Below are 23,892 nucleotides of genomic sequence, written 5' to 3' on the forward strand. Positions count from 1 at the left end.
CATGGCGGCCGTGAGCGACAAGCTCCCCGATGGCCGGTACGGCCGTGAGCGCTCGGCCGACGAGCGCGCGGACCGCAAGCTGAAGATCGCCGGATCGGTCCTCGGTGTGCTCTTCCTCCTGATGATCGGCTGGTTCGGGTACGACTACGTCTCCGGCACCAAGGTCAGCGGCGAAGTGATCAAGTTCGAGGTCGTCTCGGACAGTGCGGTCGAGGTGCACCTGGAGGTGCGCAAGGACGCGGACGCGAAGGGCTACTGCACCCTGCGCTCGCAGGCCGAGGACGGCGAAGAGGTGGGCCGCGCGGACTTCCGCTTCGACCAGAACGACGGCCGGATCGACAAGGTCGTCACGCTGCGCACGAAGGCGCGCGGGACGAGCGCCGAGCTGCTGGGCTGCCACTCCGACTGAGCCGGACGGGCACCGGCCCGCCCCACACGTCACACTGACCGGCCGACGCCCCCGGTGTACCTGCTCTCACCTGCGTTGACGTATTTCTGATGGCTTATGTCCTCCCCCTCACGCGCCTGAATTGTTAGGCTCGTGGTTTCGCCCACCCGTTAGGGAACATCCTTCTGGGTAGGGCGATGCTTTGTATTCCCAGTACCTACGAGGAGCACCTGTGACCCAGACGAGCGAGAACGTCACCTGGCTTACCCAGGAGGCGTACAACCAGCTCAAGGCCGAGCTGGAGTACCTGTCTGGTCCTGCGCGCACCGAGATCGCTACGAAGATCGCGGCGGCACGTGAAGAGGGCGACCTGCGCGAGAACGGCGGGTACCACGCGGCCAAGGAGGAGCAGGGCAAGCAGGAGCTCCGCGTCCGCCAGCTGACCCAGCTCCTGGAGCACGCGAAGGTCGGTGAGGCGCCGGCCGCGGATGGTGTGGTGGCGCCCGGCATGGTCGTGACGATCGCTTTCGACGGTGACGAGGACGACACCGTGACCTTCCTGCTCGCCTCGCGCGAGTACGCGAGCGCCGATATCGAGACGTATTCGCCGCAGTCCCCGCTCGGCCGCGGCGTGGACGGCAAGAAGATCGGCGAGGACGCGCAGTACGAACTGCCGAACGGCAAGCTCGCCTCGGTCAAGATCCTCCAGGCGAAGCCCTACCAGTCCTGAGGCCGCTTCGGTCGATGCGGAAGGCCCCCGGCGCCGAGTGCGCCGGGGGCCTTTCGCATGCCTGGGTCAGGCCGTGGCCGAGCGGTACTTGCGCACCGCGAGGGTCCTGAAGAGCAGGACGATCAGGACCGAGTAGATCACCGAGGCCCAGACCGGGTGCTGCATGGGCCAGGCCGACGAGTCCGAGACGCCGGGGTTGCCGAAGAGCTCGCGGCACGCCTGGACGGTCGCGCTGAAGGGGTTCCAGTCGGCGACGTGCCGCAGCCAGGGCGTCATCTGGCTGGAGTCCACGAACGCGTTCGAGATGAACGTGACCGGGAAGAGCCAGATCAGGCCGCCCGATGTGGCCGCCTCCGGGGTGCGGACCGACAGGCCGATGAGCGCGCCGATCCAGGTGAAGGCGTACCCGAGCAGGAGGAGCAGGCCGAAGGCGGCCAGCGCCTTGCCCATGCCCTCGTGGACCCGCCAGCCGACCAGGAGCGCCACGATCGCCAGCACCACCAGGGTGAGCGCGGTCTGCACGAGGTCGGCGATGGTCCGGCCGGTGAGGACGGCTCCGCGCGCCATGGGCAGCGACCGGAAGCGGTCGATGAGGCCCTTGTGCATGTCATCGGCGATGCCGGCTCCCGCGCCCGCGGTGGCGAAGGTGACGGTCTGCGCGAAGATGCCCGCCATCAGGAAGTTGCGGTAGACCGCCGGGTCGGTGCTGGCGCCGATCTTCATGGATCCGCCGAAGACGTAGCTGAACAGCACCACGAACATGATCGGCTGGATCAGGCCGAAGACGACCATTTCCGGGATCCGGGACATCCGGATGAGGTTGCGCTTGGCGACGACCAGGGAGTCCCTGACGGACTGGCCGATGCCGCCCGCGGGCCTGGGTCCTGCGGCGGGCTTGGTCACGATGCCGGTCACGGAGCTCACTTGTCGGCCTCCTTCTTGGGCTCGGCCTTCGCGTCCTCGATGCCGTTCCCCTTGCCGTTGCCGTTGGCTTCGTCCACCTCGGCGACGTGGCCCGTCAGCGAGATGAACACGTCGTCCAGGGTCGGGCGGCGCAGCCCGATGTCGTCGATCTCGACCCCGCGGGCGTCCAGCTCGCGGATGACCTCGGCGAGCAGCTTGGCGCCGCCGGCTACCGGGACCGTGAGCTTGCGGGTGTGGTTCTCGACGGCGACGTCGCCCTTGCCGAAGCCGCGCAGGACCTCGGTGGCCGAGGTGATCTGCTCGCGCTCGTGCACCACTACCTCGACGCGCTCGCCGCCGGTCTGCGCCTTGAGCTGGTCGGAGGTGCCGCGGGCGATGACGCGGCCGTGGTCGACGACGCAGATGTCGTGCGCCAGGTGATCGGCCTCTTCGAGGTACTGGGTGGTGAGCAGCAGGGTCGTGCCGCCCGACACCAGCTCCTGGATGACCTCCCAGAGCTGCTGCCGGTTGCGCGGGTCAAGGCCCGTGGTCGGCTCGTCCATGAACATCACCGGGGGCGACACGACGAGCGCGGCCGCGAGGTCGAGGCGGCGGCGCATGCCTCCCGAATACGTCTTGGAGGGGCGGTCGGCGGCGTCGGCGAGATGGAACCGGTCGAGGAGCTCGCCCGCCCTGGCCTTCGCCTCCTTCGCCTTCATCTGGTAGAGCTGGCCGACCATCTGGAGGTTCTCGCGGCCCGTCAGGTACTCGTCGACTGCGGCGAACTGGCCCGAGAGGCCGATCGACCGCCGCACTTCGTTCGGATGCTTCAGTACGTCGATGCCCGCGACGACCGCGCGGCCGCTGTCCGGCGTCAGAAGCGTCGTCAGACAGCGCACCGCCGTGGTCTTGCCCGCGCCGTTCGGCCCGAGAAGGCCGAGCACGGTGCCTTCCGGAACATCGAGATCGACGCCGTCCAGAGCCCTTACGTCGCCGAAGGTCTTCACAAGGCCTTCGGCGTAGATGGCGCCTGGCATGTGGGTTCTCCCAGTGGTGTGGGTGACTTCCTACGGAAAGCTTAGATTTGCCGGGTATGACGTGCCCGGTGATCAGTGACGCGAGGCACGCCATAACGCGATATGTCGTGTCTCCGCAACGGGTTTCGCGGAGCCTGCGGACAACGCGGAACGGAGCCTGTGGACAACGCGAAATGGTGGTGACCGGCCATGCGCGTACGGGAATGTCGGCGCGACGGCGGCGCGACGCGGCCCGTCAGCCGATGACGGTGTAGCCCGCCTCGCCCAGCGCCCTGCCGACCTCGGCGCAGTGCGCGGGGCCCTTGGTCTCCAGGTGCAACTCCACCTCCACCTCCGTGAGTCCCAGGCGCGGATCGGTCCGCACGTGGCCCACGTCGAGGACATTGGCGTCGACCACCGACAACACCCCGAGGAGCGTGGCCAGCGCCCCGGGCCGGTCCGTGAGGCGCAGCCGCAGCGACAGGTAGCGGCCCGCCGCCGCCATGCCGTGGCGCAGGATCCGCTGCATCAGGAGCGGGTCGACGTTGCCGCCCGACAGGAGCGCGACCACCGGACCCTCGAACTCCTGCGGCCTGCTCAGGAGCGCCGCGACCGGGCTCGCGCCCGCCGGCTCGACGACCATCTTGGCCCGCTCCAGGCAGAGCAGGAGCGCGCTGGACAGCTCGTCCTCGGAGACGGTGACGATGTCGTCCAGAAGCTCGTCGATGATCCGGAACGGCACGTCGCCGGGGCGCCCGACCTTGATGCCGTCGGCCATCGTCGCCGGGTTCTCGATCGACACCGGGTGCCCGGCGGCGAGCGAGGGCGGGTACGCCGCCGAGCCCGCGGCCTGCACGCCGATCACCTTGACGTCCGGGCGCAGCGTCTTGACCGCCACCGCGATGCCCGCGGCGAGCCCGCCGCCGCCGACGCCCAGGACCAGCGTGCGCAGCTCGGGGCACTGCTCCAGGATCTCCAGGCCCACCGTGCCCTGCCCCGCGATGATGTCGGGGTGGTCGAAGGGGTGGATGAAGACGGCGCCCGTCTCGTGCGCGTACTCCTGGGCCGCGGCCAGCGTCTCGTCGACCACCTGACCGTGCAGCCGCACCTCCGCGCCGTACTCACGGGTCGCCGCGACCTTGGGCAGCGGGGCGCCCACCGGCATGAAGACCGTGGAGCGCACGCCGAGCAGCGAGGACGCGAGGGCCACGCCCTGCGCGTGGTTGCCCGCACTCGCGGCGACCACACCGGCCGCGCGCTCCTCGGGGTAGAGGCCCGCGATCCGCACGTACGCGCCGCGCAGCTTGAACGAGCCCGTCCGCTGGAGGTTCTCGCACTTGAAGTGCACCGGCGAGCCCACCAGCTGCGACAGGTGCCTGCTGCCTTCCATCGCCGTCACCCTGGACACACCCGAGAGCATCTTCTGGGCACCGCGCACGTCGTCGAGGGTGACCGTCGGCAAGGAGTGAGTCGTGCGGTAGCTCATGACAGCAAGTCTCCCAGTTCACACCGGGGTCCTCCTGTGGTGACCACGTGCCGAGACTGGTTTGCGCAGCGCCGGTACGCCTCGCGTCCCGGCCGCGTACCCTGTCCCCCAACCCATCGCCCTCGCATGAAGTGAGCCCCCGGCCATGCCCACAACTCCGGACATGACGACCGCCAGCGATCCCGGCCTCCTCGACACGCTGCAACACCAGGTGGCCGTGTTCGCCCGCCGTGCGGAGCAGACGCGCCTCGGCGGCGTCGGACAGGTCCGCAACTCCATGGACCGCGCCGCGTATCTGCTGCTCAACCGCCTCGACAAGGAGGGGCCGATGGGCGTCAAGGCGCTCGCGGCGAGCATGGGAATCGACTCGTCGACCGTCACCCGGCAGGTCGCCCCGCTGGTCGACACGGGGCTCGTCAAGCGCACCTCGCACCCCGAGGACGGCCGCGCCGTGGTGCTCCAGCTGTCGCCGCGCGGCGAGGCACGCCTCAACGAAGTGCGGTCCTCGCGGCGTGACCTCATGGCCGAGCTGACCGGTGACTGGTCCCCGGAGGAGCGCGAAAGCTTCTGCACGCTCCTCACGCGCTTCAATTCAGCGCTCTCCGCCCGCCAGACCTCACAGGCGGCTCCGGAGGCGCCCGCTTCCTGAGGCCGACGGCTCCGAGGGCGCCAGCCTCTTGACCCCGGCCACCCGCCTGGCCTCATATGAGACCTGGGGGCCCGGTCCCCTCCAGGCGGGAGGCGCGGTGCGCGGACGGCAGGCGTTGATGAACGCCCGCCGGGCCCGGGAGTTCGAGGCATTCGTCGCGGGCGCGGCAGGGAGGCTGCTGCATGCGGCGACGCTGCTCACCACCGAGCCCCCGAACGCCAACCCACGCGCGCGTGCCCTGCTGACCGCGTCCCTGGCGCACTCGTACGCCACCTGGGACCGGATGCGCGGCGAGGACCCGTACGACCGCACCCGCCAGCAGCTGGCCATCCGCTTCGCGCGCGGCGCCTGGCGCCGGCACCGGAGCCACGGCGGCGTCCTGGCCCGCCTCACGCCCCAGGAGCGGCTGATTCTCGTCCTGCGGCTGTACGAGGGCGTCGCCGAGGAGCAGACGGCGGCGCTCCTCGGCCTGCCCGCCGACCGGGTGGAGACCATCTGCGCCCGCGCCATGGAGACGGTGCTCCACCCGCCGCGCGGCCCGGCACCGACGGTTCCCCTGGGAGAGGCGGCCCCGTCATGAACCAGCACGACCGCAAGGCGAGCGCTGTCCGCCACCTCCTGGACGACGGCACGCCCCCCTCGGCCCCGCCCGAGCTCTACGAGGAGGCGCTCCGCCGCGGAGGCCGCATGCTGCGCCGCAGAAGGGCGGTGCGCAGGCTGCTGTGGCTCCTGCTGCTCATGGCGGCGATCGCCTTCGTGGTCTGGGCGTCGGTCGAGCAGCCGTGGGTGGAGCCGCCCTCGCAGACGACTCCACCCCTCACCAGCTGGTGAGGGGTGGAGGAACGAACGGGCCCGAGCGGGCGACTAGCCCAGCGCCTGCTGCAGGTCGGCCAGCAGGTCGTCCGCGTTCTCGATGCCCACGGAGAGCCGCACCAGGTCGGCGGGGACCTCAAGGGCCGAGCCCACCACCGAGGCGTGCGTCATCCGCCCCGGGTGCTCGATCAGGGACTCCACGCCGCCGAGGGACTCCCCCAGGGTGAACAGCTTCGCGCGGTCGCAGACGGCGACCGCCGCCTCCTCGCCGCCGGTGACCTGGAAGGACACCATCCCGCCGAACGCCTTCATCTGCTTGGCCGCGGTCTCGTGACCGGGGTGCTCCGGAAGCCCGGGGTAGAGAACACGCGTCACGCGCGCGTGCCGCGACAGCATCTCGGCGACCTTCGTCGCGTTCTCGCTGTGCCGGTCCATCCGGACGGCCAGCGTCTTGATGCCGCGAAGCACCAGCCACGCGTCGAAGGGCCCGGCGACCGCGCCCATCGCGTTCTGGTGGTACGCCAGCTCCTCGCCGAGCTCGGGGTCGCTGACGACCAGCGCGCCGCCCACGACGTCCGAGTGCCCGCCCATGTACTTCGTCAGGGAGTGCACGACGACATCGGCGCCGAGCGCGAGCGGCTGCTGGAGGTAGGGGCTGGCGAAGGTGTTGTCGACGACGAGCCGGGCGCCCGTCTCCTTGGCGACCTGCGCGACGGCCGCGATGTCCGTGATGCCGAGCAGCGGGTTGGAGGGGGTCTCCACCCAGATCGCCTTCGTACGGTCGGTCACCGCGGCCCGTACCGCCGCCGGGTCGGAGGTGTCGGCGACCGACCACTCGACGCCCCACCGGGACACGACCTTCGCGAAGAGCCGGAACGTGCCGCCGTACGCGTCGTTCGGGATGACCACGTGGTCACCGGGAGCGAGCAGCGTACGCAGGAGGCAGTCCTCCGCGGCGAGACCCGACGCGAAGGCGAGCCCGCGCCTGCCGCCCTCCAGCGCGGCCAGGTTCTCCTCCAGGGCGGTGCGGGTGGGGTTGGCGCTGCGGCTGTACTCATAGCCGCCGCGCAGCCCGCCGACGCCGTCCTGCTTGTATGTCGACACCTGGTAGATCGGCGGGACGACCGCGCCCGTGAGCGGGTCGGCGGTGTTGCCCGCGTGGATCGCGACGGTCTCGAAACTCTGGCTGCTGAACGTGTCACTCATGTGGCCAGAGCCTAGTCCGGGACCGGGGCCGGGCCGACAAGTTCGAGACTGGTTCGCCAAGTGTCAGAGCAGTCTGGTTCGCTTGTACTCATGGAGATTCTCTGGGCGCTGATGGCAGTGATCATGATCGGGGCGGTCCTCGGCCCTGTCCTGCTGCGCAGGCGCGGCGGAATCCGCCAGGTCGCCCCCGGTTCACCGGACGCCGCGGACCCGGCGGACTACGGCTTCGCGCGGCAGGAGGAGCTGGACATCCGCATGCCGGGCCCGGACCACGACCTCCTCGACGTCCTGGACGTGGTCCAGCAGTCGCAGAGCTGGAAGGCGGCCTCGCAGCTGCTCGCGGGCACGGAGGTGCACGGCGAGGTGCGCTGGCAGCGCGTGCAGGCGTTCGCGGGCGCGGCGTCCCTGGAGCTGCAGGCGCGTCCCGGCGGGGTCAGCGACCAGCCCGGCGGGCAGTGGCTGCGGGTGTGGCGGGCCGAGGCGCCCAAGGACGCGGGCGGCGCCGCGGTGCACGCGGAGTTCCTGGTCCAACAGGCCTGGCGGTCGTCGACGTCCGGGACGGACGAGTTCCGGATCATCCTGGAGGAGGCGAGGGAGGCCTGCGCGCAGGCCGCGCTCCTCGCCCCCGGCGACCCCGTGCCGTACATCATCGAGCTCTCGATCGCGCGGGGCCTGGCGTACCCGCGCGAGGAGTTCGAGCAGCTGTGGCTGAAGATCCTGGACCGCGCGCCCGCACACATGGGGGCGCATCTGGCGGCCCTGCACTACTGGTGCGAGAAGTGGCACGGCTCGCGCGACCTCGCGCACGACTTCACGGAGGCCGCGGCGGCCCGCGCCCCCAAGGGCTCGCTCCTGTCCGCGCTGCCGCTCTTCGCGGTGTACGAGCACCTGCCCGAGGTGAACCTCGTCCGGGGGTTCTACGAGAGCGAGGTCGTCACCAAGGCCGTGGAGGGCGCCCTCTACGCCGTGCACTCGGCCCGCCCCGACGACCCGATGCTGGCGCACGTGCGGCACCTCCTGATCTTCTTCCTGGTCCGCAGCGAGCGCTGGGCGGAGGCGATGAACCAGCTGGTCCACGTGGACGGCCACGTCGGCGCCCTGCCCTGGACGGTCTCCGGCGACCCGGCCGCGGACTACGCGGTGTACCGCGCGCTCGCCGTCGCGGGGTACGAGGCGAACGGCGGCAGCCCGGCGACGCTGTCGCACTGAGCCGCCGGGTCAGCCGGACCGGTCCGAGGAATGCGGCTCACCCCGCACACGTTGACGCAAGAGCCGCAAGCCCCAGCGCTGCACGCCCCGCTCGCCCCGCACGCCCCGCTTCAGGAGGACAGCCCCCATGCTCTTCGGCCGCACGCCCGAACTCCCCACCCCCGAGCAGGCCCTCAAGGGCCGCTCGACCCCGGAATTCGAGGTCCCGTCCCGCCACACGGTCCTCGGCAACCCGCTCCTGGGCCCGTACCCCGAAGGCCTGGAGATCGCGGACTTCGGGCTCGGCTGCTTCTGGGGCGCGGAGCGCAAGTTCTGGCAGACCGAGGGCGTCTGGACGACGTACGTCGGCTACCAGGGCGGCTCCACGGAGAACCCCTCGTACGAGGAGGTCTGCTCGGGCCTGACCGGTCACGCCGAGGTGGTCCGCGTGGTCTTCGACCCGGCCCGCGTCTCGTATGCCGCACTCCTGAAGCTCTTCTGGGAGTCCCACAACCCCACGCAGGGCTTCCGCCAGGGCAACGACGTGGGCACCCAGTACCGCTCGGCGATCTACACCCACTCCGCCGAGCAGGAGGCGGGCGCGGTGGCATCCCGCGACGCCTACCAGCAGGTCCTCACGTCGGCGGGCCACGGCGAGATCACGACGACCATCCTCCCGGCGGCCCCCCGCCCGTTCTGGCCGGCCGAGGGCTACCACCAGCAGTATCTTTCGAGCAGCAAAAACCCGGACGGGTACTGCGGGATCGGCGGGACTGGCCTTGAGCTGGACAGCCCGTCGGAGACGAACTGGGGACGGGCTTGCCCGACCGGGATCGCTCCGGCGCCTCAGGCCTCGGAGCAGTAAGCCTTCAGCTCCCGCTCAACCGAACAGACTGTGCCGCCGACTGTGAGTCAGTACGGCGGCACAGCCGTTCCACGTTCCGGTCAGGCGCGGAGACTGAGCAGGGCCCTCCCCTAGCCGTCCTGTAGCCATATTCAGCCATACCGCCCGCTTACTGCGTGAATCGTCAAGCTCGCCGCCACGATTACAGACATGGCGACTTCGGGGGCAAGAGGCAGTCTGCTTGGCGGTCTAGGGCAGTGGTGGGGCGTCTTGGCTGGCGCGTTACTCATTGCCGCGTGGATCAACGAGGCCGCAGGCCCGGCAGCGATCATCGCCCTGTCCGCCGTCGTCCTCCTCTGGTCCTTCTTCCAAGCCCCGGTGACTTGCGGAGCTCCCGTCAGAGGACGGAAGGACGGCTGCCGAAACAACGCAACCGGCATCCTCATGGGCTGCCACATCCACCAGCATCGATGGCAGAAGCTCAAGATGCTGATCTTCCGACGGCGAGTACGTGAGTTCTGCTCGGGGCTGTTCTCAGATGGCAAAGCCACCCTCGTCACGTTGGCAGCAGCAGGCAGTTTCCTGTCTGGGCTAGTGGCGCTGATACCTGGCGTCGCCGCCTGACATGCTTCAGGTGCCAGGTGCTCTCCTCCGTGAGCGCACTCAGCGCAGTTGGTGACTCCCTCAGAGGGTGACCGCTGTGGCCGTGTCTCGGACAAGAGCTGACAGGCCTACCGGCACCCCAGAGGCTTGATCAACGACCTGCAATGCGTCCCGCAAGAGAAGTCGGTTCCTCCCCGAGGTGATGGTGCTGAGGAGAGGTGCGATCTCGTGGATTTCCTCTTCTGCTTCCCTCCACGCTTTGGCTCTTGCGTAGCTGTGCAAGAGCTCAATGCGATACAGCATGACGCCCCGTGGTGTTGCATGGGCCAGAGCGCTCTGAAATTTGAGGATCGCCGCGTTCAAGTCCGCAAGGCTCAAGAGGGCATGCCCTGAATGGCCTCTGATTTCCTGCTGGTTCACCCACCATGCCCACTCGGGATCACGTGAACTCAGGGACTCTTCCACGCCACCTCGGGCTGCGTCCAAGTCGGCCAAGGCACGCTGGCGATCTCCTATCTGGGCGAGCGCCCGGCCCCGCCTTACACGCGCCAGGAGTGCTACACGCGGAGGGGTACGGGACTGTGACAACAGTTCGTCGGTGATGCGTCGCACCCCTCCGGGGCGGCCACATTCGGTGTCGAGCATGGCAAGCATGTCCAGGGCGAACCACTCCATGGCCCGTTCTCCAGCATGCCGGGCCAGCATGTGTGATTCGAGGAACGCATTGCGGGCCGCTACACGATCACCGGAATCAAAGAGCAACCATCCAGCGACTTCAGCAGCTTCTGCCACGGCTGCCAGATAGCCTCGCTGGGCCGATTCCGGGATTTCCCCGGCATCAAGTTTGCGCTGTGCGGACTGCCAAACCTGAACTGCGACGGGTGCTACGGCATCTCCGCCATAGCGGTCAGCGTGCTTAAGGATGTGTTCGGCACAGGCTTTCATATGTGCGATGTCAGAAGCGGGGCCAGTCGGCTCATCCAGCCACTTCAGTGCTGCCGCTGGCGTGGAAAGTCGCACCAACTCTCCACCGGCCTGGAGGAGTTCGTCCAGCGCTTGGGAAAGTTGCACTGAAGGACGCTGACGGCCGTTCGCGACACGGGAGATATAGGCCACGTTGTAGTTGAGGGCGCGGGCAGTGCCCCTCAAGGTCATGCCTCTGTCCGTGAGGAGTGCGCGGAGCCGTGGGCCGAATTCGGCGCTCATGTGCTTCCCCTGGTGTTGACCGTGCTCTCCAGAGTAGCTGTCAACGGCTGTCAACTCCCGCCAGTGCACGTTACGCGACAAGGATGGCGAGACAGACCCCGGCGACCGCGCGACCGGCCCCGGGGCGTGGCCAACGCTGATTGGAGCGCCGACATGCCGGACTGTATCGCCCGAATCTTCGAGCCGTTGTTACGGCTTCTGCTTCGTTCTGAGGGACGCCACCGGTTCCCTGAATCGGCCTCGTACGTCCGTACCTCGTCGCCTTCGAGCAGGGGGCAGGAGGTGCGTCGGCAGAGGGGGCGGCGGCGTGAGCTGTGGCTGGCCCTGCACGGCGTGGATATCGGCCCACGCTTGATCCATGGAGTGGACGTGATGGCATGACGAATCAGACTCGGTTGTTGCCGTGGGTGACGCTGGAAGGTAAGCCTTGCGTTCTTGTGGGTCCGGGTACGGGCTTCATGGCGCGGCTGGCCGACAACATCGAGAGTGTCCAACTGGGGATGGCAAGCGATCTTCTCGGGCACGTGGCGGACACGCTCGATGGCGCCAAGGTCTCGCCTGAGGAACTCCGCTTCGTGGCTGCCCGGTTGGCAGAGTCGCTCCGGGAGATTCACCGAATCGCGGAGAGCCGGGGAGATCGCTTGTCCGCATTCGATCACCCCCATGTGGACGACAGCGATGAAGGGGACGACGGGCCGCAGCCTTCGGCAGGGGCGTTCGGGTGAGTGAGGGAGACGTGCAACGGAGCCGCGATGCGTCGATGGATTGGACGCTGACGGCCATGCCCGGGTGGAGCTTGCGGCATGTCGGCAAGTGCCTCTTCTGCAGCCATCACTCGGTGGATTCGTGTGATCCGGACGAGGCGCAATTGTGGTGTCTCAAGCACGCGAGGACGACGCGCCATACCGGCTACGAGCTGTCGTCGTTTCAGTTCTACAGCGCCACGATCACTGATCCCGCGGTGGGTGAGGCGGGCTCACTGACGTAGAGCAGGGCGGGGCTGGCGTGGCTTCACTCCGCCAGTCCCGCTCGTTCGACTCCCCCGGCCTGGAAGGGGAGAGCGGTGGGTGCTAGCTCCCCCGGCCTGCCGCTGCGGCCCCGGTTCTTCTTGTCGAGTGGGGAGAGCCGGGGCCGTGTCCTGCCCGGTGCCCATCTGGCCTCTTCTGTGCTGTTGGAGTGTGGGCCTGAGCTGGGGTAAGGGTGCGCGGTGATCGCGCCGCCGGCCGCAGAGGCTTTGGGCGGGAGCTGCCATGGGGCGAGTGAACAGGGGGTCTTACGCTCACCAGCGGATCGGGCAGTCTCTTGGAGCCTGCCCGCAATGGCCCGATCGGCCCCCTGTTCTTCGAGGCTCGCCCCATGGTGGCTGCCTAAAGCCATGGAGCCGACCGCCCCAGCCAGGGCTTGGTGAGCCCCGGTTGCTGCGCGGGTGGGCTCTGGGGGCCACCCGGTTCGGGGTTCCGCACGGAGAGGGGGCTCATGCTCTGAAGCCGTCCGCCTTGGCTGCCGCTCCTGGTCGCTGAGATGGGATAGCGGCAGGGATGCGGTTGCTGTTCATGTCGTCGGGATTGCCTGCGGTCGCCGGGTGGTGGCCGTGCGGACGGGACCGGCCGAAGGCCGCACGCCCGGCCGGTGCGGCCGAAGCCACTCGGCGCGCCGCAGGCGCGCCCTTGAGTAAGTGAAGACAGTCTCCGCCACGCCGCGCCCCGCTGGGCCGATCGCGGGCGTCTTGGAAGGCGCACAGCCTGGGTGCGCTACGAGCTGACCTGGCGCAGAGCCCTCCAGCTTCGGAGTGGAGCTCTCGTCGCTGGGCGCGCCCTCCCTGAGGCTCGTACGGGGATATATCCAGGGGCCGTTGTCAGTCCCAACTCGTAGAATGTAAAGGCAAGTTGGACGCGCCTGGACTGGGCGCCTGTGATCAAAGCGCCCTGTTAGCGCAGAGGAGAGAACCGTTCATGGATACACGCAACCTACTTCCCGACTTCCGGCTTTGGAGGCCGCGTCATGTCTGCCGAATTCGACGCCAGCACCACACGCAATACCCGTCCGTCCGCATCAACGTCCGCCCCGCAGGAACGCTCTGCGGTACTGGAACACGAAAAACGAATACAAGCCCTCTCAGAGGTGAACCGTGACGTCATAAGAATCGTCAGTGACCCTAGATTTTCCCGCTGGTTAGAGCAGATCGAAGCCATCGGCGGCTGCGCTCATCCGGTGCACCTGTCCGGCTCCACCACCACATGGGACACCACGACCGGTGAGGCAGTCTCGGCCTACTCGACAGCGGATGAACCTGGTGAACGGCTGGCCGTGCGGTGCCGCAACCGGCGTTCCTCGGTCTGTGCGCCGTGCTCATATCAGCACTCTGGGGACACCTTCCATCTGGTGCGCTCGGGCCTGCTCGGCGGCAAGAGTGTGCCCGATCAAGTCAGGGAGCGGCCCCGCCTGTTCGTCACGCTGACCGCTCCCTCCTTCGGGCTGATCCATCGCGAGGGAGATCGGTGCCGTCCTCGTCGCGATGGTCCCCGGTGCGAGCACGGGCGGCGGCTCGGCTGCTCCCGCCTGCACAGTGAGGATGACCCGCTGGTGGGTCGGCCACTGTGCGCGGACTGCTACGACTACGTGGGGCACGTCCTGTGGCATGCGCACGCGGGGCGGCTCTGGGACCGGTTCACCACTGGTGTGCGCCGCTGCCTGGCATCGGCTGGCGGGGTGCCCCGCGCGCGGCTCGGTGAGCACCTGGTGGTGTCGTTCGCGAAAGTCGCCGAATACCAGAAGCGAGCGGCGGTGCACTTCCATGCCGTGGTCCGCCTCGACGGTCCCAGCGGTCCCGGTGATCCGCCCCCGGACTGGGCCACGGGCGAACTGCTGACTGACGCAGTTCGGGCGGCTGCCGCGTCGGCCAGTGTGCGGGTGCCTGAATCGCAGGCGTACGGGACTGACGTGCTCGTGCTGGGGGCTCAGTTGGATGTGCGGCCGATCCACGGGTTCGGCGATGAAGACAGCCTCAGTGATGATGCGGTGGCCGCCTACGTGGCCAAGTACGTGTCCAAGGGTGCCGCCGATACCGGGGCCGGACTCGATTACGCGGTGCGGAGTCTGACGGACATCCGCGCTGCGGTCATACCACCTCACATCCGGGCCCTGATGGGCACCTGCTGGCGCCTGGGCGGCCTCGTGGAACTGGCACCCCTGCGACTGCGCGCGTGGGCTCACACGCTCGGCTACCGGGGCCACATTCTCACCAAGTCCCGTCGGTACTCGACCACTTACACAGCTCTTCGGGAGGAACGGGCCGACTACGCACGCGGCGGCGCCAGACCGGACGACGATCCAAACCTGATCAAGGAATCCACCTGGCGCTACTTCGGCTCCGGCTACACCCCCGGTGCCGCCCTCTTCGCCGCAGGCATCGCCGAAGACCTCGCGCAGTCCCGTCAGCTGGCTCGGGAGGCACGAGAGGACGAACTTTGTGCGGGGTCGGGGTGGAGAGAATGACTCACCCGAACCCTCGGGAATGGGGGAAGGCACAAGCGGCCAAGGCGCCAGCTTGGAGCGAAGAGCACTGGCGTCGCATATCAACGATTCTCGGCGTCGACCTGATCAATGGATGTGACGGAAAGCGAATCCACCATAAGGGCCACCGGCCACGCCGACTCGGCTAAACAACATGCAGATGGAGGGGCGCCAAGAATCGCGCCCCTCCATCTGCATGTTGATCTATCCCTCGGTCCACTTGGGGTCGAGTAGGTCAGGGTTGAACGGGCGTCTACCCCCTCCGCCCACTGGCCGGACGATCACAGCGTGAAGCGCCTCGCGAATGAGCGCGCGCTTCTGCGCCATGTCAAGCCTGCCCGACTCCCACTGCTCCCGAACGTCCTCAGTCACCACCGAAGCCCGCTGAACACGCAAGGCGTGCTGCGTGCGCTCCTTGCGCAGGTCCTTGATGCGTGACTCCATCTTGTGGTTCTCAGGGAAGAACAGCTCGTCCGAGATCTGGTCCTCCTGCCACGCCTGCAACATCTTCCGCTGCTTGGCCATCAAACGGATCAGCTCGTCCTCTCCACCCCACGCAGAGTCCGTCTCACTCTTGACTGCCGCACGCTCCTCCAGCTTCGCGAGTACGGCCTCCGTGATGTACTCATCCACCTTGGTTCCGTTACGGGCGCTACCCCCACAACCACCCATGGACCGGCTCGGGCACTGATAGAGGTATCCACCTGAGAGATCCGCCCTGGTGCTCGCCCTCAAGGGAGCGTTGCAGATCTGCCCGTCCGCCTTCGGCTTTCCGCATCGGAGAATCCCAGTCAGAAGATGCGAAGGAGTCCGGTAGTCGGTGATTGTGTCGTCGGCCTTGACATTGGGACCAATCCGAGCGGAAAAGAGGGCGTCGATTGCCATCCATTCTTTCGGCGTGATGATGGGTTCCCACTGTCCCACTACTGGGACACCGCCAGCGTCTCTGACCAGATCTCCGTTGTGCCTTCTCCATCCGCACAAACGAGGATTCCAGAGGGCGAGCTTCAGCGATCGGCTTCGCCACACGTTCCCGTGGACGGTCCGCACACCCTCGTCGCTCCATGCGGCAAGGATGGAGTGGAGCGACTTTCCCGCGATCACGTCGCGCGCCGCCTTGGCCAACAGACCGGCTTCCTCAGGCTCCAGCGTCCGCTTGTCGTCCTTCCAACCGAACGGCCGCGTACCGCCAACGGGAATGCCCTGCTCGGCACGGCGACGGTGCGAGCGACGCGTGCGCCGCTTGATTTTGCGCACTTCCGCCTTCGCGATGACGACTCCGAACAGGCCCATGGACTCGACGTCTTCGTTGTAGAGGTCCTTGAGCCCTTTGGCGTCCGCGTAGACCCGGCCGTCCTCGTACGTCAGCGCGTCCACGAACCGTTCGTAGTCACCGACCCGCCTCACCAGTCGGTCATCCGCGACGACGATCGCCCCACGTACCTCTTGGCCGTCCGGGAGCTGTCCGGCCTTGAGGGCCCTCAACATCCCCTCGAAGTCCGGCCTTACGACATTGGCCTTCGCTGCCGAGAGATCGTTGTCTGTGTAGTAGTGAACGATCCTCAGGCCGAGCGCTGCCGCAGTCTCGTCGTTGACGTTGTGCTGGTCCTCGACCCCGTGGCCGTCCCTCTCCAGGTCAGCCGAGATCCTCGCGTAGGCCACCACCGGGACTAACTGATCACCTTTGATCATGTCGAACTCCCCTTGCCTGTCGGGCAGTTCTAATACTGCCTGAAAGATAGAGGTACCACCAGCAGTATCTGGACAAGAACCCCGACGGCTACTGCGGAATCGGCGGCACGGGCCTCCACCTGGACAGCCCCTCAGAAACAAACTGGGGCCGAGCCTGCCCTACGGGGATCGCTCCGGCGCCTCAGGCCTCGGAGCAGTAGGCCGTCAGGTCCCGCTCGACCGAACGGACTGTGCGTCAGTACGCGGCACAGACGTCCACGCTGTGGCTTCTGCGTAGCAGGGAGGCACGTTTCTGCCCCTACCGCTTATCCGTGTGACGGACGGCTTCGGTCTGCCGGGGCGTCAGCGTGCCCGTCCGTTCCAGCGGTGGGCAGGGGGAGGGTGAGGGTGCCTTCGACGATGGCGCGTGCGACACGGTCGATGCGGAGGCCGTGGCGGCGGGCGTGGGCACGCAAGCGTTGGAACGCCCAGTCCGGGTCGGTGCCGTGGCGGGCGGCAACATAGCCCTTTGCCTGCTCGATGGCGTTGCGGGTGTTGAGGGCTTGTTGCAGCTGGGTGCCCAGAGTGCGGTGCTGGTCGAGAGTGGTCTGCTGGTGCAGAGAGATGGCGGTGGCGTCCGCAAGGCGCGAAAAGCTCAACCAGGCGCATCCGTTCTCAGCGAGGGGGGCCGAAAGCAAGGACAGAGACTAGGTGGCATACCACCTGACACCAGCACGCTGAGCGCTCGCAAGGCTACGTCCTCTCGAACCTTCATGAAGGAACGTCTCCTAACGTGTGCTGACAGATCCCACCCAGTCGAGGTTCGGGCCTGAACTGGGGTAATGGTGCGCGGTGATCGCGCCGCCGGCCGCAGAGGCTCTGGGCGGGAGCCGCCATGGGGCGAGTGGACAGGGGGCTTACGCTCGGGCAGGTCCTCGTCACCGACGCGCGGGCAGGTCTTCGTCACCGACACCGGGCTTCGGCGCATCCATCAGCCCCTACGACGGTGGCTCGGACGTCATCCTGGCGACGACCGACGAGCCGACGACCGACGAGCCGACCGGCTGAAGGTCGCCCATGCCGGGTGGCTCTCCGAACACCCCGACGGCCTCTGATCCCGTAGACCGGTTGCCCGGAGCCGGCCGGCCGACGCTCTGCCGTCAGCGAATCTGCCGCAGGCCGAGAAGCCTTACGTGGCTCGGGGTGGCGTTCGAAGGTGGGGGGACAGGACAGCGGCCGGCAGGCGTGCCGCTCCCACCGTCTGGAGGACGAACGATGCCACCCATCGTCAATGCCCCGCGAGCCTCCGAGGGCGAGACGCCCTCGACGCGGTTCGACGACCATCTGGCCGCGCAGTTGCTGACCCAGCGGATCGTCTTCCTCGGGACCCAGGTCGACGAGGTCTCCGCGAACCGGGTCTGCGCGCAGCTCCTGCTGCTCTCCGCCGAGGACCCGCGGACCGACATCAGCCTCTACATCAACAGCCCCGGAGGTTCCGTCACCGCCGGGCTCGCCATCTACGACACCATGCGGCTCATCCCGAATGACGTGTCGACCCTCGCCATGGGATTCGCGGCCAGCATGGGGCAGTTCCTGCTGACCGTCGGCACCGCGGGCAAGCGGTACGCCCTGCCCAACGCGCGGATCATGATGCACCAGCCGTCCGCCGGCATCGGCGGGACCACCGCCGACATCGCGATCCAGGCCGAGAACCTGGAGTTCACGAAGAGGTCCGTCGAGCGGATCACCGCCGAGCACACCGGGCAGAGCGAGGACGTCATCTCGCGTGACGGCGACCGCGACCGGTGGTTCACCGCCGAGCAGGCCAAGGAGTACGGGATGGTCGACCGGGTGCTCGACTCGCTCGCCGATGTGCGGCCCGCGGCCTCCAAGCCGCGTATGGGACTGGGGGTCTGACCGACATGAGCCAGTACACGATTCCGACCGTCGTCGAGCGCACCCCGCAGGGCGAGCGCGCCTACGACATCTACAGCAGGCTGCTCTCGGAGCGGATCATCTTCCTCGGGACCGAGATCGACGACGGCGTGGCCAACGTCGTCATCGCGCAGCTGCTTCACCTGGAGTCCTCGAACCCCGAGCGTGAGGTCGCCATCTACATCAACTCGCCTGGTGGATCGTTTACTTCGCTCATGGCGATCTACGACACCATGAGCTTCATCAGCGCCCCCATCTCGACGTTCTGCGTCGGACAGGCGGCCTCCACCGCCGCCGTGCTGCTCGCGGGCGGCAACCCCGGACGGCGTTTCGTCCTCGAACACTCGCGCGTGCTGCTCGGGCAGCCCGCGAGCGGCGGGCAGCAGGGGACGGTCTCCGACCTCAGCCTCCAGGCCAAGGAGATGCTGCGGATCCGCTCGCAGGTGGAGGACGTGCTGTCCCGGCACTCGGGGCACGATGTCGCCACACTGCGCGCGGACATGGACCGCGACAAGGTGTTCACCGCCGAGGACGCGGTGGCGTATGGGCTGGCTGATGAGGTGCTGAGTCGGCGGATGCTCGCCGCGGCGTAGAACGCCCTGGTGCGGTCTACGCGGCCAGGCGGATGTCTCCCTGGCGTGGGCGCGTGGACTGCGCGTGGCGGGTCAACTCGGTCTGGGCCAGGGAGAGAAGGTCCGCCAGGCTCAGCCCGAGCGCCCGGGCGCCGGCCGCGAGGACTTCGGACGAAGCCTCCTTGCGGCCGCGCTCCACCTCGGAGAGATACGGCATCGAGATGCGGGCCTCGTCGGCGACTTCCTTGAGCGTACGTTCCTGGGCGAGGCGCTCGCGGCGCAGCACGTCACCGACCACGTCCCGCCACAGGGGCTCTTTCGCCGCCGGTGACACGGGAGTTGGCACGGGAGTCGTGCGCGTGGGAGTCGTGCGCATGGGGGCGGTGCGCGTCGGCGCCTGCCGCGCGGCACGTGGGCGCAACGGGATGACGCGGGCCGACTCCTGGGTCCCGGCCCGCTCCGCGGGCTGCGCCTGCTCCGGCTCGTGGTACCGCTCTTGGCTGCTCACCCCCTCAGGGTAGGAGCCGCCGGGCCGCCCGGGCAGTGATCAGCGTTCCGCCCCCGGCGAAATCCCTCCACCAGAGCCGACGTCCAGCTCACGTCAGCGCCTCCGCCAGCGCCTCCGTGGCCTTGACCAGCCACGCGGGGTCCCCGTGCCGCATCCCCCAGTGCGCCGCCGTCACCGCCCTCGCCTGCGCCCACCTCCGGGCCCGTTCGCGGTCGACCTCGGCGGCGTCGGCGAAGACGTCAAGGCGGCGCAGGGCGGCGGCCCGCGGGTCGGGTGCGGTGAGCAGGGCCTCGAAGCGGGTGCGGAGCAACGTGATCGAGTCGTACGCCGGGTCGCCGACGTATCCCTTGGGGTCGATGGCGAGCCAGGGCTCGCGCTCCGACCTCAGTACATTGGTGAAGTGCAGGTCCCCGTGGACGAGGGTCTCCGGCTGGTCGCGGCCGAGTTCGCGCACGGTGGCGATCGCCGCGGCCACCACGCGCGCGGGCAGCGGTGAGCCCAACTCCCGGTCCTCGTCCCGCAGTTCGCACTCCCACTCGGCCACCAGCGAGCTCATCCGGGGCAGCCCGGCGGGCGCGGGCACGGCGAGGCGGCGCGCCAGGCGCCCGGCCACGGCCACCGCCTCGTCGGTGTCCTCCATGCTCGCGAGGGAATGCTCTGGATGCTCTGGATGCTCTGGATGCTCCGAGTGTGCTCCCGCCCGCTCCAGGAGCATCGCGAACCGCGCGTCGTCCCGCTCGTACAGGCGGACCGCGCCCCGGCCCGCCCACACCGCGAAGGCGTCCGGCTCGTGGACGTTGCCGGGGTGCGGGAAGGAGATCTTCAGGACGGCGGGCGTGCCGTCGTACCGCCGTCTCACGGGTACGACGATGCCGACCTGCCCGTGGGTGACGGCTTCCGAGGGCTCGCAGTCCCAGCGCCGGAGCAGCTCGTCGGCGAGCCCCGGCAGCGTGGCGAGCCAGGTCCGGCCCCGCTCGCCCTCCCGCTGGACCGTGCTGAGCGCGAAGCCCTCTGGTACCTCGATGGGTGTCCCGGTCATCCCGGCACCCTAGGGCCTGGGCCTGTCGAGGACCGCGGGATGGTTACCGTTCACCCATGCCCTTCGCTGAAGCCGCCGACGGCACCGCCCTGCACTACGAGGTCCACGGCTCCGGCCACCCCCTGGTCCTGCTCAGCGGGCAGTCCAACAGCCGCCGCTGGTGGGACCCGGTGCGGGACGACTTCGCCGCCGCGTACCGGACCGTCGTACTCGACTGGCGCGGCACCGGCGAGAGCGGCCGCCCCGACACCGACAGCTACAGCACGCCCGGCTTCGCCCGCGACGTCATCGCCGTGCTCGACCACGCGGGCATCGGCCGCGCCCATGTGTACGGCACGTCGATGGGCGGCCGGGTCGCCCAGTGGATCGCCGCCGACCACCCCGGGCGGGTCGACCGCCTCGTCCTCGGCTGTACGTCGCCGGGGGCGCCGCACGGCATCGAGCGCGGGCCCGAGGTGCGGGCCGCCCTCACGCAGGGCGACCCGGCGGCCGCGCACCGCGCCCTGCGGGAGCTGATGTACACCCCCGGCTGGATCGCCGAACGGGAGCGTGGCCCCAGGAAGCCCGTGTTCCACACCCTCGGCGATCCGGACATGCCCCCGCACGCGCGGCGGCGCCACCTGCGGGCCAGCGCCCGGCACGACGCCTGGGACGCGCTGGTGCGGATCACGGCACCGACACTCGTGGTGCACGGCACCGATGACGTGTTCAACCCGGCCGCCAACGCTCCCCTGCTCACGGAACGCATCTCCGGGGCGCGCATGCGGCTCATCCCGGGCGCGCGGCACGCGTACTTCGAGGAGTTCGCGGACGTGGCGACGCCGCTCGTGCTCGACTTCCTGGCGGAGGGCGTCCCGGCAGTCGAAGGTGCCTAACTGCCGCTGCCGTACGGCCTGGTGAGGATCTCCAGACTGTGACCGTTCGGGTCGTCCCAGTAGACGCCCCGGCCGCCGTCGTTGGTGTTGATCTCGTCGACGACCGTGTGGTGCGGGTCGGCCCAGTAGGTGAGCCCCGCGTCCTTGATGCGCCCGAAGATGGCGTCGAACTCGTCCTCGGAGACCAGGAAGGCGTAGTGCTGGGGGGTGATCGGGCCGCCGTCGCCCTCGTAGTAGTCCAGCGTGACGCCGTTGGGGATCTCGACGGGGATGAACGGTCCGTACTGGGGGCTCACCTTGAGGCCCAGGACGTCGGCGAGGAACTGGGCGGACGCCTTCTTGTCCCGCGCGGTGACGATGGTGTGGTTGAGCTCGATGGACATCGTGCGACCTCTTCCTGTGCGTCTGAAGTGCCCGTGCAGACGCCCACCACACTAGGCACGGCCCGCCCGCCGGGCATCGGTCACACGGCCCCCCACCTGGTGCGCAATGCGTCCTAGGGCGGCGGTCCGAGACGAGTTCCGGCCACACGCCGATGACGCCCGAGACAGCGATGACGCCCGAGGCCATCCGGCCTCGGGCGTCATCGAGGGGCAAGGGGTCAGAGGCGGGGCGCCTCTGGCATCAGTGCCTCAGATGGTGGCCGCGTCGATCACGAAGCGGTAGCGCACGTCGCTGGCGAGGACGCGCTCGTACGCCTCGTTGATCTGGTCGGCGTCGATCAGCTCGATCTCCGAGCCCAGGCCGTGCTCGGCGCAGAAGTCGAGCATCTCCTGGGTCTCCTGGATGCCGCCGATCATGGAGCCGGCGAGGGTCTTGCCGCCGCCGATCACGGAGAACAGGTTGAGCGAGACCGGCTCCTCGGGGGCGCCGACGTTCACGAAGGCACCCTCGGAGCGCAGCAGACCCAGGTACTTGTCCAGCGGCAGCGGCGCGGAGACCGTGGAGAGGATCACGTCGAAGGAGCCGGCGAGCTGCTCGAAGGTGGCCTCGTCGCTGGTCGCGTAGTAGTGGTCGGCGCCCATCTTCAGGCCGTCGTCCTTCTTGCGCAGCGACTGCGAGAGGACGGTCACCTCGGCGCCCATGGCGTGCGCGATCTTGACACCCATGTGGCCGAGACCGCCCAGGCCCACGACGGCGACCTTCTTGCCGGGGCCCGCGTTCCAGCGGTGGAGCGGGGAGTACGTGGTGATGCCCGCGCACAGGAGCGGCGCGGCGACGTCCAGGGAGAGGCCGTCGGGGATGCGGACGGTGAACGCCTCGTCCACGACGACGTGCGAGGAGTAGCCGCCGTAGGTCGGCTCACCGTCCTTGCCGAGGCCGTTGTACGTCGGCACGTTGCCCTTGACGCAGTACTGCTCGAGGCCTGCCTTGCAGTTCTCGCACTCGCGGCAGGAGTCGACCATGCAGCCGACGCCGACGCGGTCGCCGACCGCGAACTTGGTGACGGCGGAGCCGACCTCGGTGACGACACCGGCGATCTCATGGCCCGGGACCATCGGGAAGATGCCCTCGCCCCAGCCGTCGCGAGCCTGGTGGATGTCCGAGTGACAGATGCCCGCGTACTTGATGTCGATCAGTACGTCGGACTCGCCCACCGGGCGGCGCGGGATGGTGGTCCGCTCCAGGGGGGCCTTGGCGGACGGGGCGGCGTAAGCGGAAACGGTGGTGATGCTGGTCTGTGCGGTCATGCCATCAACCGTGCCAGCCACGCGGACATCTACCCAGGTCACAGCTCTGCCTACGTCCAGTGGTCCTACTACTGGCGGGGACAGGCTCGTACGCGTACGAGCCTGGATACTGGAAAGCATGGACCAGCCGACCCCCACCCCCGCCCCCGAGCCCCTCGACGGCCGCGCCGAGCTCAGTGAGTTCCTGCGCACCCGCAGGGCCCGGCTGCAGCCGGAGGACGTCGGGCTGCCGAACTTCGGGCGTCACCGGCGGGTGCCGGGGCTGCGCCGCGAGGAGCTGGCGCAGCTCGCCGGGGTGTCCGTCGCGTACTACACCCGTCTTGAGCAGGGCAACGGCCGCAACGTCTCGGGCGAGGTGCTTGACGCGATCGCCCGTGCCCTGCGCCTCACGGACGCCGAGCACGCCCACCTGACGCACCTGGCGAAGCCGAAGCAGCACAAGAAGAAGCGTCCGGCGCGCCCCCAGCGCGTGCGGCCCGCGCTGCTCCAGCTCATGGACGCGATGGAGGGCGTGCCCGCCTACGTGGTCGGCCGCCGCTCGGACATCCTCGGCTGGAACCGCATGGCCGCCGCGCTCTTCGGTGACTGGGGCGAGGTGCCGCCGGAGGAGCGGAACTGGGCGCGGATCTGTTTCCTGCGGCCCGATTCACGCGTGCTGTTCCGGGACTGGGAGCAGAAGGCGTCGGACATCGTGAGCTTCCTGCGGATGGACGCGGGCTGCTTCCCCAACGACCCGCTGCTCTCGGCCCTGGTCGGCGAGCTCTCCGTGAAGAGCGAGGAGTTCCGGAGCCTGTGGGCCACGCATGACGTGCGGGAGAAGGGGCACGGCGTCAAGCGCCTGCACCACTCCCTGGTGGGCGATCTGACCCTGTCGTTCGAGACGCTCCGGCTGCCGGACGATCACGACCAGTCACTGGTGACGTACCACGCGGAGCCGGATTCGGCGTCGGCCGACGCACTGCGGCTCCTGGCCAGCTGGGGAGCGGACGCGACACGGACCGGTGCGGCGGGGTCGGGGACGCAGTAGGCCCCCGGACGCCCGCCACACCTTCAGCC

At 68.8% G+C, this 23,892-nt stretch carries 26 protein-coding genes and 1 pseudogene; 16 read left to right on the top strand and 11 right to left on the bottom strand.

What is annotated here, in order from left to right; translation table 11 throughout:
• The first annotated feature begins 1 nt into the window (after nt 1).
• Nucleotides 2-409 carry a DUF4307 domain-containing protein gene (locus OG302_RS16735; protein WP_371527536.1) on the top strand — a complete coding sequence of 136 codons (408 nt, stop codon included), beginning with the start codon at nt 2-4 and terminating at the stop codon, nt 407-409.
• Between the two features lie 211 nt (nt 410-620).
• Nucleotides 621-1,118: a transcription elongation factor GreA gene (gene greA / locus OG302_RS16740; RefSeq protein ID WP_361832894.1), complete on the top strand. Its 498-nt coding sequence runs from the start codon at nt 621-623 to the stop codon at nt 1,116-1,118.
• Between the two features lie 66 nt (nt 1,119-1,184).
• Here the strand turns inward: greA and OG302_RS16745 are convergent, their stop codons facing one another.
• The 3 genes from OG302_RS16745 to ilvA form a co-directional block, all read right to left on the bottom strand.
• Entirely contained in the window at nt 1,185-2,042 is an 858-nt protein-coding gene (locus OG302_RS16745; RefSeq protein WP_371527537.1) for an ABC transporter permease, read from the bottom strand.
• Complete coding sequence (locus OG302_RS16750; protein WP_371527538.1) at nt 2,039-3,058, bottom strand: ATP-binding cassette domain-containing protein; 1,020 nt, start codon at nt 3,056-3,058, stop codon at nt 2,039-2,041. Before OG302_RS16750 ends, OG302_RS16745 begins: the two co-directional genes overlap by 4 nt.
• Before the next feature lie 235 nt (nt 3,059-3,293).
• Entirely contained in the window at nt 3,294-4,523 is a 1,230-nt protein-coding gene (gene ilvA, locus OG302_RS16755; RefSeq protein ID WP_371527539.1) for a threonine ammonia-lyase, read from the bottom strand.
• Nucleotides 4,524-4,668: 145 nt separating this feature from the next.
• Here ilvA and OG302_RS16760 point away from each other — a divergent pair, with 145 nt between their 5' ends.
• From OG302_RS16760 to OG302_RS16770, 3 genes are all read left to right on the top strand, one after another.
• Nucleotides 4,669-5,172, top strand: a complete 504-nt coding sequence (locus tag OG302_RS16760) for a MarR family winged helix-turn-helix transcriptional regulator (RefSeq protein WP_249588096.1) — start codon at nt 4,669-4,671, stop codon at nt 5,170-5,172.
• A gap of 97 nt (nt 5,173-5,269) precedes the next feature.
• A complete protein-coding gene (locus OG302_RS16765) occupies nt 5,270-5,752 on the top strand; it encodes a sigma factor-like helix-turn-helix DNA-binding protein (RefSeq protein ID WP_371527540.1) in 483 nt (160 codons plus the stop codon).
• Entirely contained in the window at nt 5,749-6,003 is a 255-nt protein-coding gene (locus tag OG302_RS16770; RefSeq protein ID WP_371527541.1) for a hypothetical protein, read from the top strand. The genes OG302_RS16765 and OG302_RS16770 overlap by 4 nt, the downstream gene beginning before the upstream one ends.
• A 33-nt stretch (nt 6,004-6,036) precedes the next feature.
• On the opposite strand, the gene OG302_RS16775 is transcribed toward OG302_RS16770, so the two are convergent.
• Nucleotides 6,037-7,191 (bottom strand): cystathionine gamma-synthase, encoded by a 1,155-nt coding sequence (locus tag OG302_RS16775; protein WP_371527542.1) that lies wholly within the window; start codon nt 7,189-7,191, stop codon nt 6,037-6,039.
• 90 nt (nt 7,192-7,281) lie between these two features.
• Here OG302_RS16775 and OG302_RS16780 point away from each other — a divergent pair, with 90 nt between their 5' ends.
• The 3 genes from OG302_RS16780 (at nt 7,282) to OG302_RS16790 (ending at nt 9,847) form a co-directional block, all read left to right on the top strand.
• Nucleotides 7,282-8,400, top strand: coding sequence for a hypothetical protein (locus OG302_RS16780; protein WP_371527543.1), 1,119 nt, complete (start codon nt 7,282-7,284; stop codon nt 8,398-8,400).
• A 127-nt stretch (nt 8,401-8,527) separates the two neighbouring features.
• The gene (gene msrA, locus OG302_RS16785; RefSeq protein ID WP_371527544.1) at nt 8,528-9,244 is read left to right on the top strand and encodes a peptide-methionine (S)-S-oxide reductase MsrA; all 717 of its coding nucleotides are present in this window, start codon (nt 8,528-8,530) and stop codon (nt 9,242-9,244) included.
• 189 nt (nt 9,245-9,433) lie between these two features.
• On the top strand, nt 9,434-9,847 hold the full coding sequence (locus OG302_RS16790; protein ID WP_371527545.1) for a hypothetical protein: 414 nt from the start codon (nt 9,434-9,436) through the stop codon (nt 9,845-9,847).
• A gap of 60 nt (nt 9,848-9,907) precedes the next feature.
• Here OG302_RS16790 and OG302_RS16795 read toward each other — a convergent pair whose 3' ends face one another.
• A complete protein-coding gene (locus OG302_RS16795; protein ID WP_371527546.1) occupies nt 9,908-11,032 on the bottom strand; it encodes a helix-turn-helix domain-containing protein in 1,125 nt (374 codons plus the stop codon).
• A 377-nt stretch (nt 11,033-11,409) separates the two neighbouring features.
• Between OG302_RS16795 and OG302_RS16800 the strand changes: the two genes are divergently transcribed.
• The 3 genes from OG302_RS16800 (at nt 11,410) to OG302_RS16810 (ending at nt 14,527) form a co-directional block, all read left to right on the top strand.
• Nucleotides 11,410-11,757: a hypothetical protein gene (locus OG302_RS16800; protein WP_371527547.1), complete on the top strand. Its 348-nt coding sequence runs from the start codon at nt 11,410-11,412 to the stop codon at nt 11,755-11,757.
• Nucleotides 11,754-12,020 (top strand): hypothetical protein, encoded by a 267-nt coding sequence (locus OG302_RS16805; protein WP_371527548.1) that lies wholly within the window; start codon nt 11,754-11,756, stop codon nt 12,018-12,020. Before OG302_RS16800 ends, OG302_RS16805 begins: the two co-directional genes overlap by 4 nt.
• Before the next feature lie 1,013 nt (nt 12,021-13,033).
• Nucleotides 13,034-14,527 carry a replication initiator gene (locus OG302_RS16810; protein WP_371527549.1) on the top strand — a complete coding sequence of 498 codons (1,494 nt, stop codon included), beginning with the start codon at nt 13,034-13,036 and terminating at the stop codon, nt 14,525-14,527.
• Nucleotides 14,528-14,749: 222 nt separating this feature from the next.
• Here the strand turns inward: OG302_RS16810 and OG302_RS16815 are convergent, their stop codons facing one another.
• A complete protein-coding gene (locus OG302_RS16815; RefSeq protein WP_371527550.1) occupies nt 14,750-16,237 on the bottom strand; it encodes a recombinase family protein in 1,488 nt (495 codons plus the stop codon).
• Nucleotides 16,238-16,290: 53 nt separating this feature from the next.
• Between OG302_RS16815 and OG302_RS16820 the strand changes: the two are divergent.
• Nucleotides 16,291-16,437, top strand: a pseudogene (locus OG302_RS16820) (peptide-methionine (S)-S-oxide reductase); the annotation flags it as partial.
• 105 nt (nt 16,438-16,542) lie between these two features.
• On the opposite strand, the gene OG302_RS16825 reads toward OG302_RS16820, so the two are convergent.
• Nucleotides 16,543-16,875: an ANTAR domain-containing protein gene (locus OG302_RS16825; protein WP_371527551.1), complete on the bottom strand. Its 333-nt coding sequence runs from the start codon at nt 16,873-16,875 to the stop codon at nt 16,543-16,545.
• A 616-nt stretch (nt 16,876-17,491) separates the two neighbouring features.
• Between OG302_RS16825 and OG302_RS16830 the strand changes: the two genes are divergently transcribed.
• Nucleotides 17,492-18,133 carry an ATP-dependent Clp protease proteolytic subunit gene (locus OG302_RS16830; protein WP_371527552.1) on the top strand — a complete coding sequence of 214 codons (642 nt, stop codon included), beginning with the start codon at nt 17,492-17,494 and terminating at the stop codon, nt 18,131-18,133.
• A 5-nt stretch (nt 18,134-18,138) separates the two neighbouring features.
• Complete coding sequence (locus OG302_RS16835; protein ID WP_361832871.1) at nt 18,139-18,744, top strand: ATP-dependent Clp protease proteolytic subunit; 606 nt, start codon at nt 18,139-18,141, stop codon at nt 18,742-18,744.
• 16 nt (nt 18,745-18,760) lie between these two features.
• On the opposite strand, the gene OG302_RS16840 is transcribed toward OG302_RS16835, so the two are convergent.
• Entirely contained in the window at nt 18,761-19,099 is a 339-nt protein-coding gene (locus tag OG302_RS16840; RefSeq protein ID WP_371750140.1) for a helix-turn-helix domain-containing protein, read from the bottom strand.
• Nucleotides 19,100-19,319: 220 nt separating this feature from the next.
• Nucleotides 19,320-20,270, bottom strand: a complete 951-nt coding sequence (locus OG302_RS16845) for an aminoglycoside phosphotransferase family protein (protein WP_371527553.1) — start codon at nt 20,268-20,270, stop codon at nt 19,320-19,322.
• Nucleotides 20,271-20,326: 56 nt separating this feature from the next.
• Here OG302_RS16845 and OG302_RS16850 point away from each other — a divergent pair, with 56 nt between their 5' ends.
• Entirely contained in the window at nt 20,327-21,145 is an 819-nt protein-coding gene (locus tag OG302_RS16850) for an alpha/beta fold hydrolase (protein WP_371527554.1), read from the top strand.
• On the opposite strand, the gene OG302_RS16855 is transcribed toward OG302_RS16850, so the two are convergent.
• A complete protein-coding gene (locus OG302_RS16855) occupies nt 21,142-21,528 on the bottom strand; it encodes a VOC family protein (protein WP_371527555.1) in 387 nt (128 codons plus the stop codon). The genes OG302_RS16850 and OG302_RS16855 overlap by 4 nt on opposite strands.
• Before the next feature lie 249 nt (nt 21,529-21,777).
• Nucleotides 21,778-22,836: an NAD(P)-dependent alcohol dehydrogenase gene (locus OG302_RS16860; RefSeq protein ID WP_371527556.1), complete on the bottom strand. Its 1,059-nt coding sequence runs from the start codon at nt 22,834-22,836 to the stop codon at nt 21,778-21,780.
• A gap of 118 nt (nt 22,837-22,954) precedes the next feature.
• Between OG302_RS16860 and OG302_RS16865 the strand changes: the two genes are divergently transcribed.
• Nucleotides 22,955-23,863 carry a helix-turn-helix domain-containing protein gene (locus tag OG302_RS16865; RefSeq protein ID WP_371527557.1) on the top strand — a complete coding sequence of 303 codons (909 nt, stop codon included), beginning with the start codon at nt 22,955-22,957 and terminating at the stop codon, nt 23,861-23,863.
• Nucleotides 23,864-23,892: the final 29 nt, after the last annotated feature.

The sequence above is a fragment of the Streptomyces sp. NBC_01283 genome, assembly GCF_041435335.1.
GTDB lineage: Bacteria > Actinomycetota > Actinomycetes > Streptomycetales > Streptomycetaceae > Streptomyces.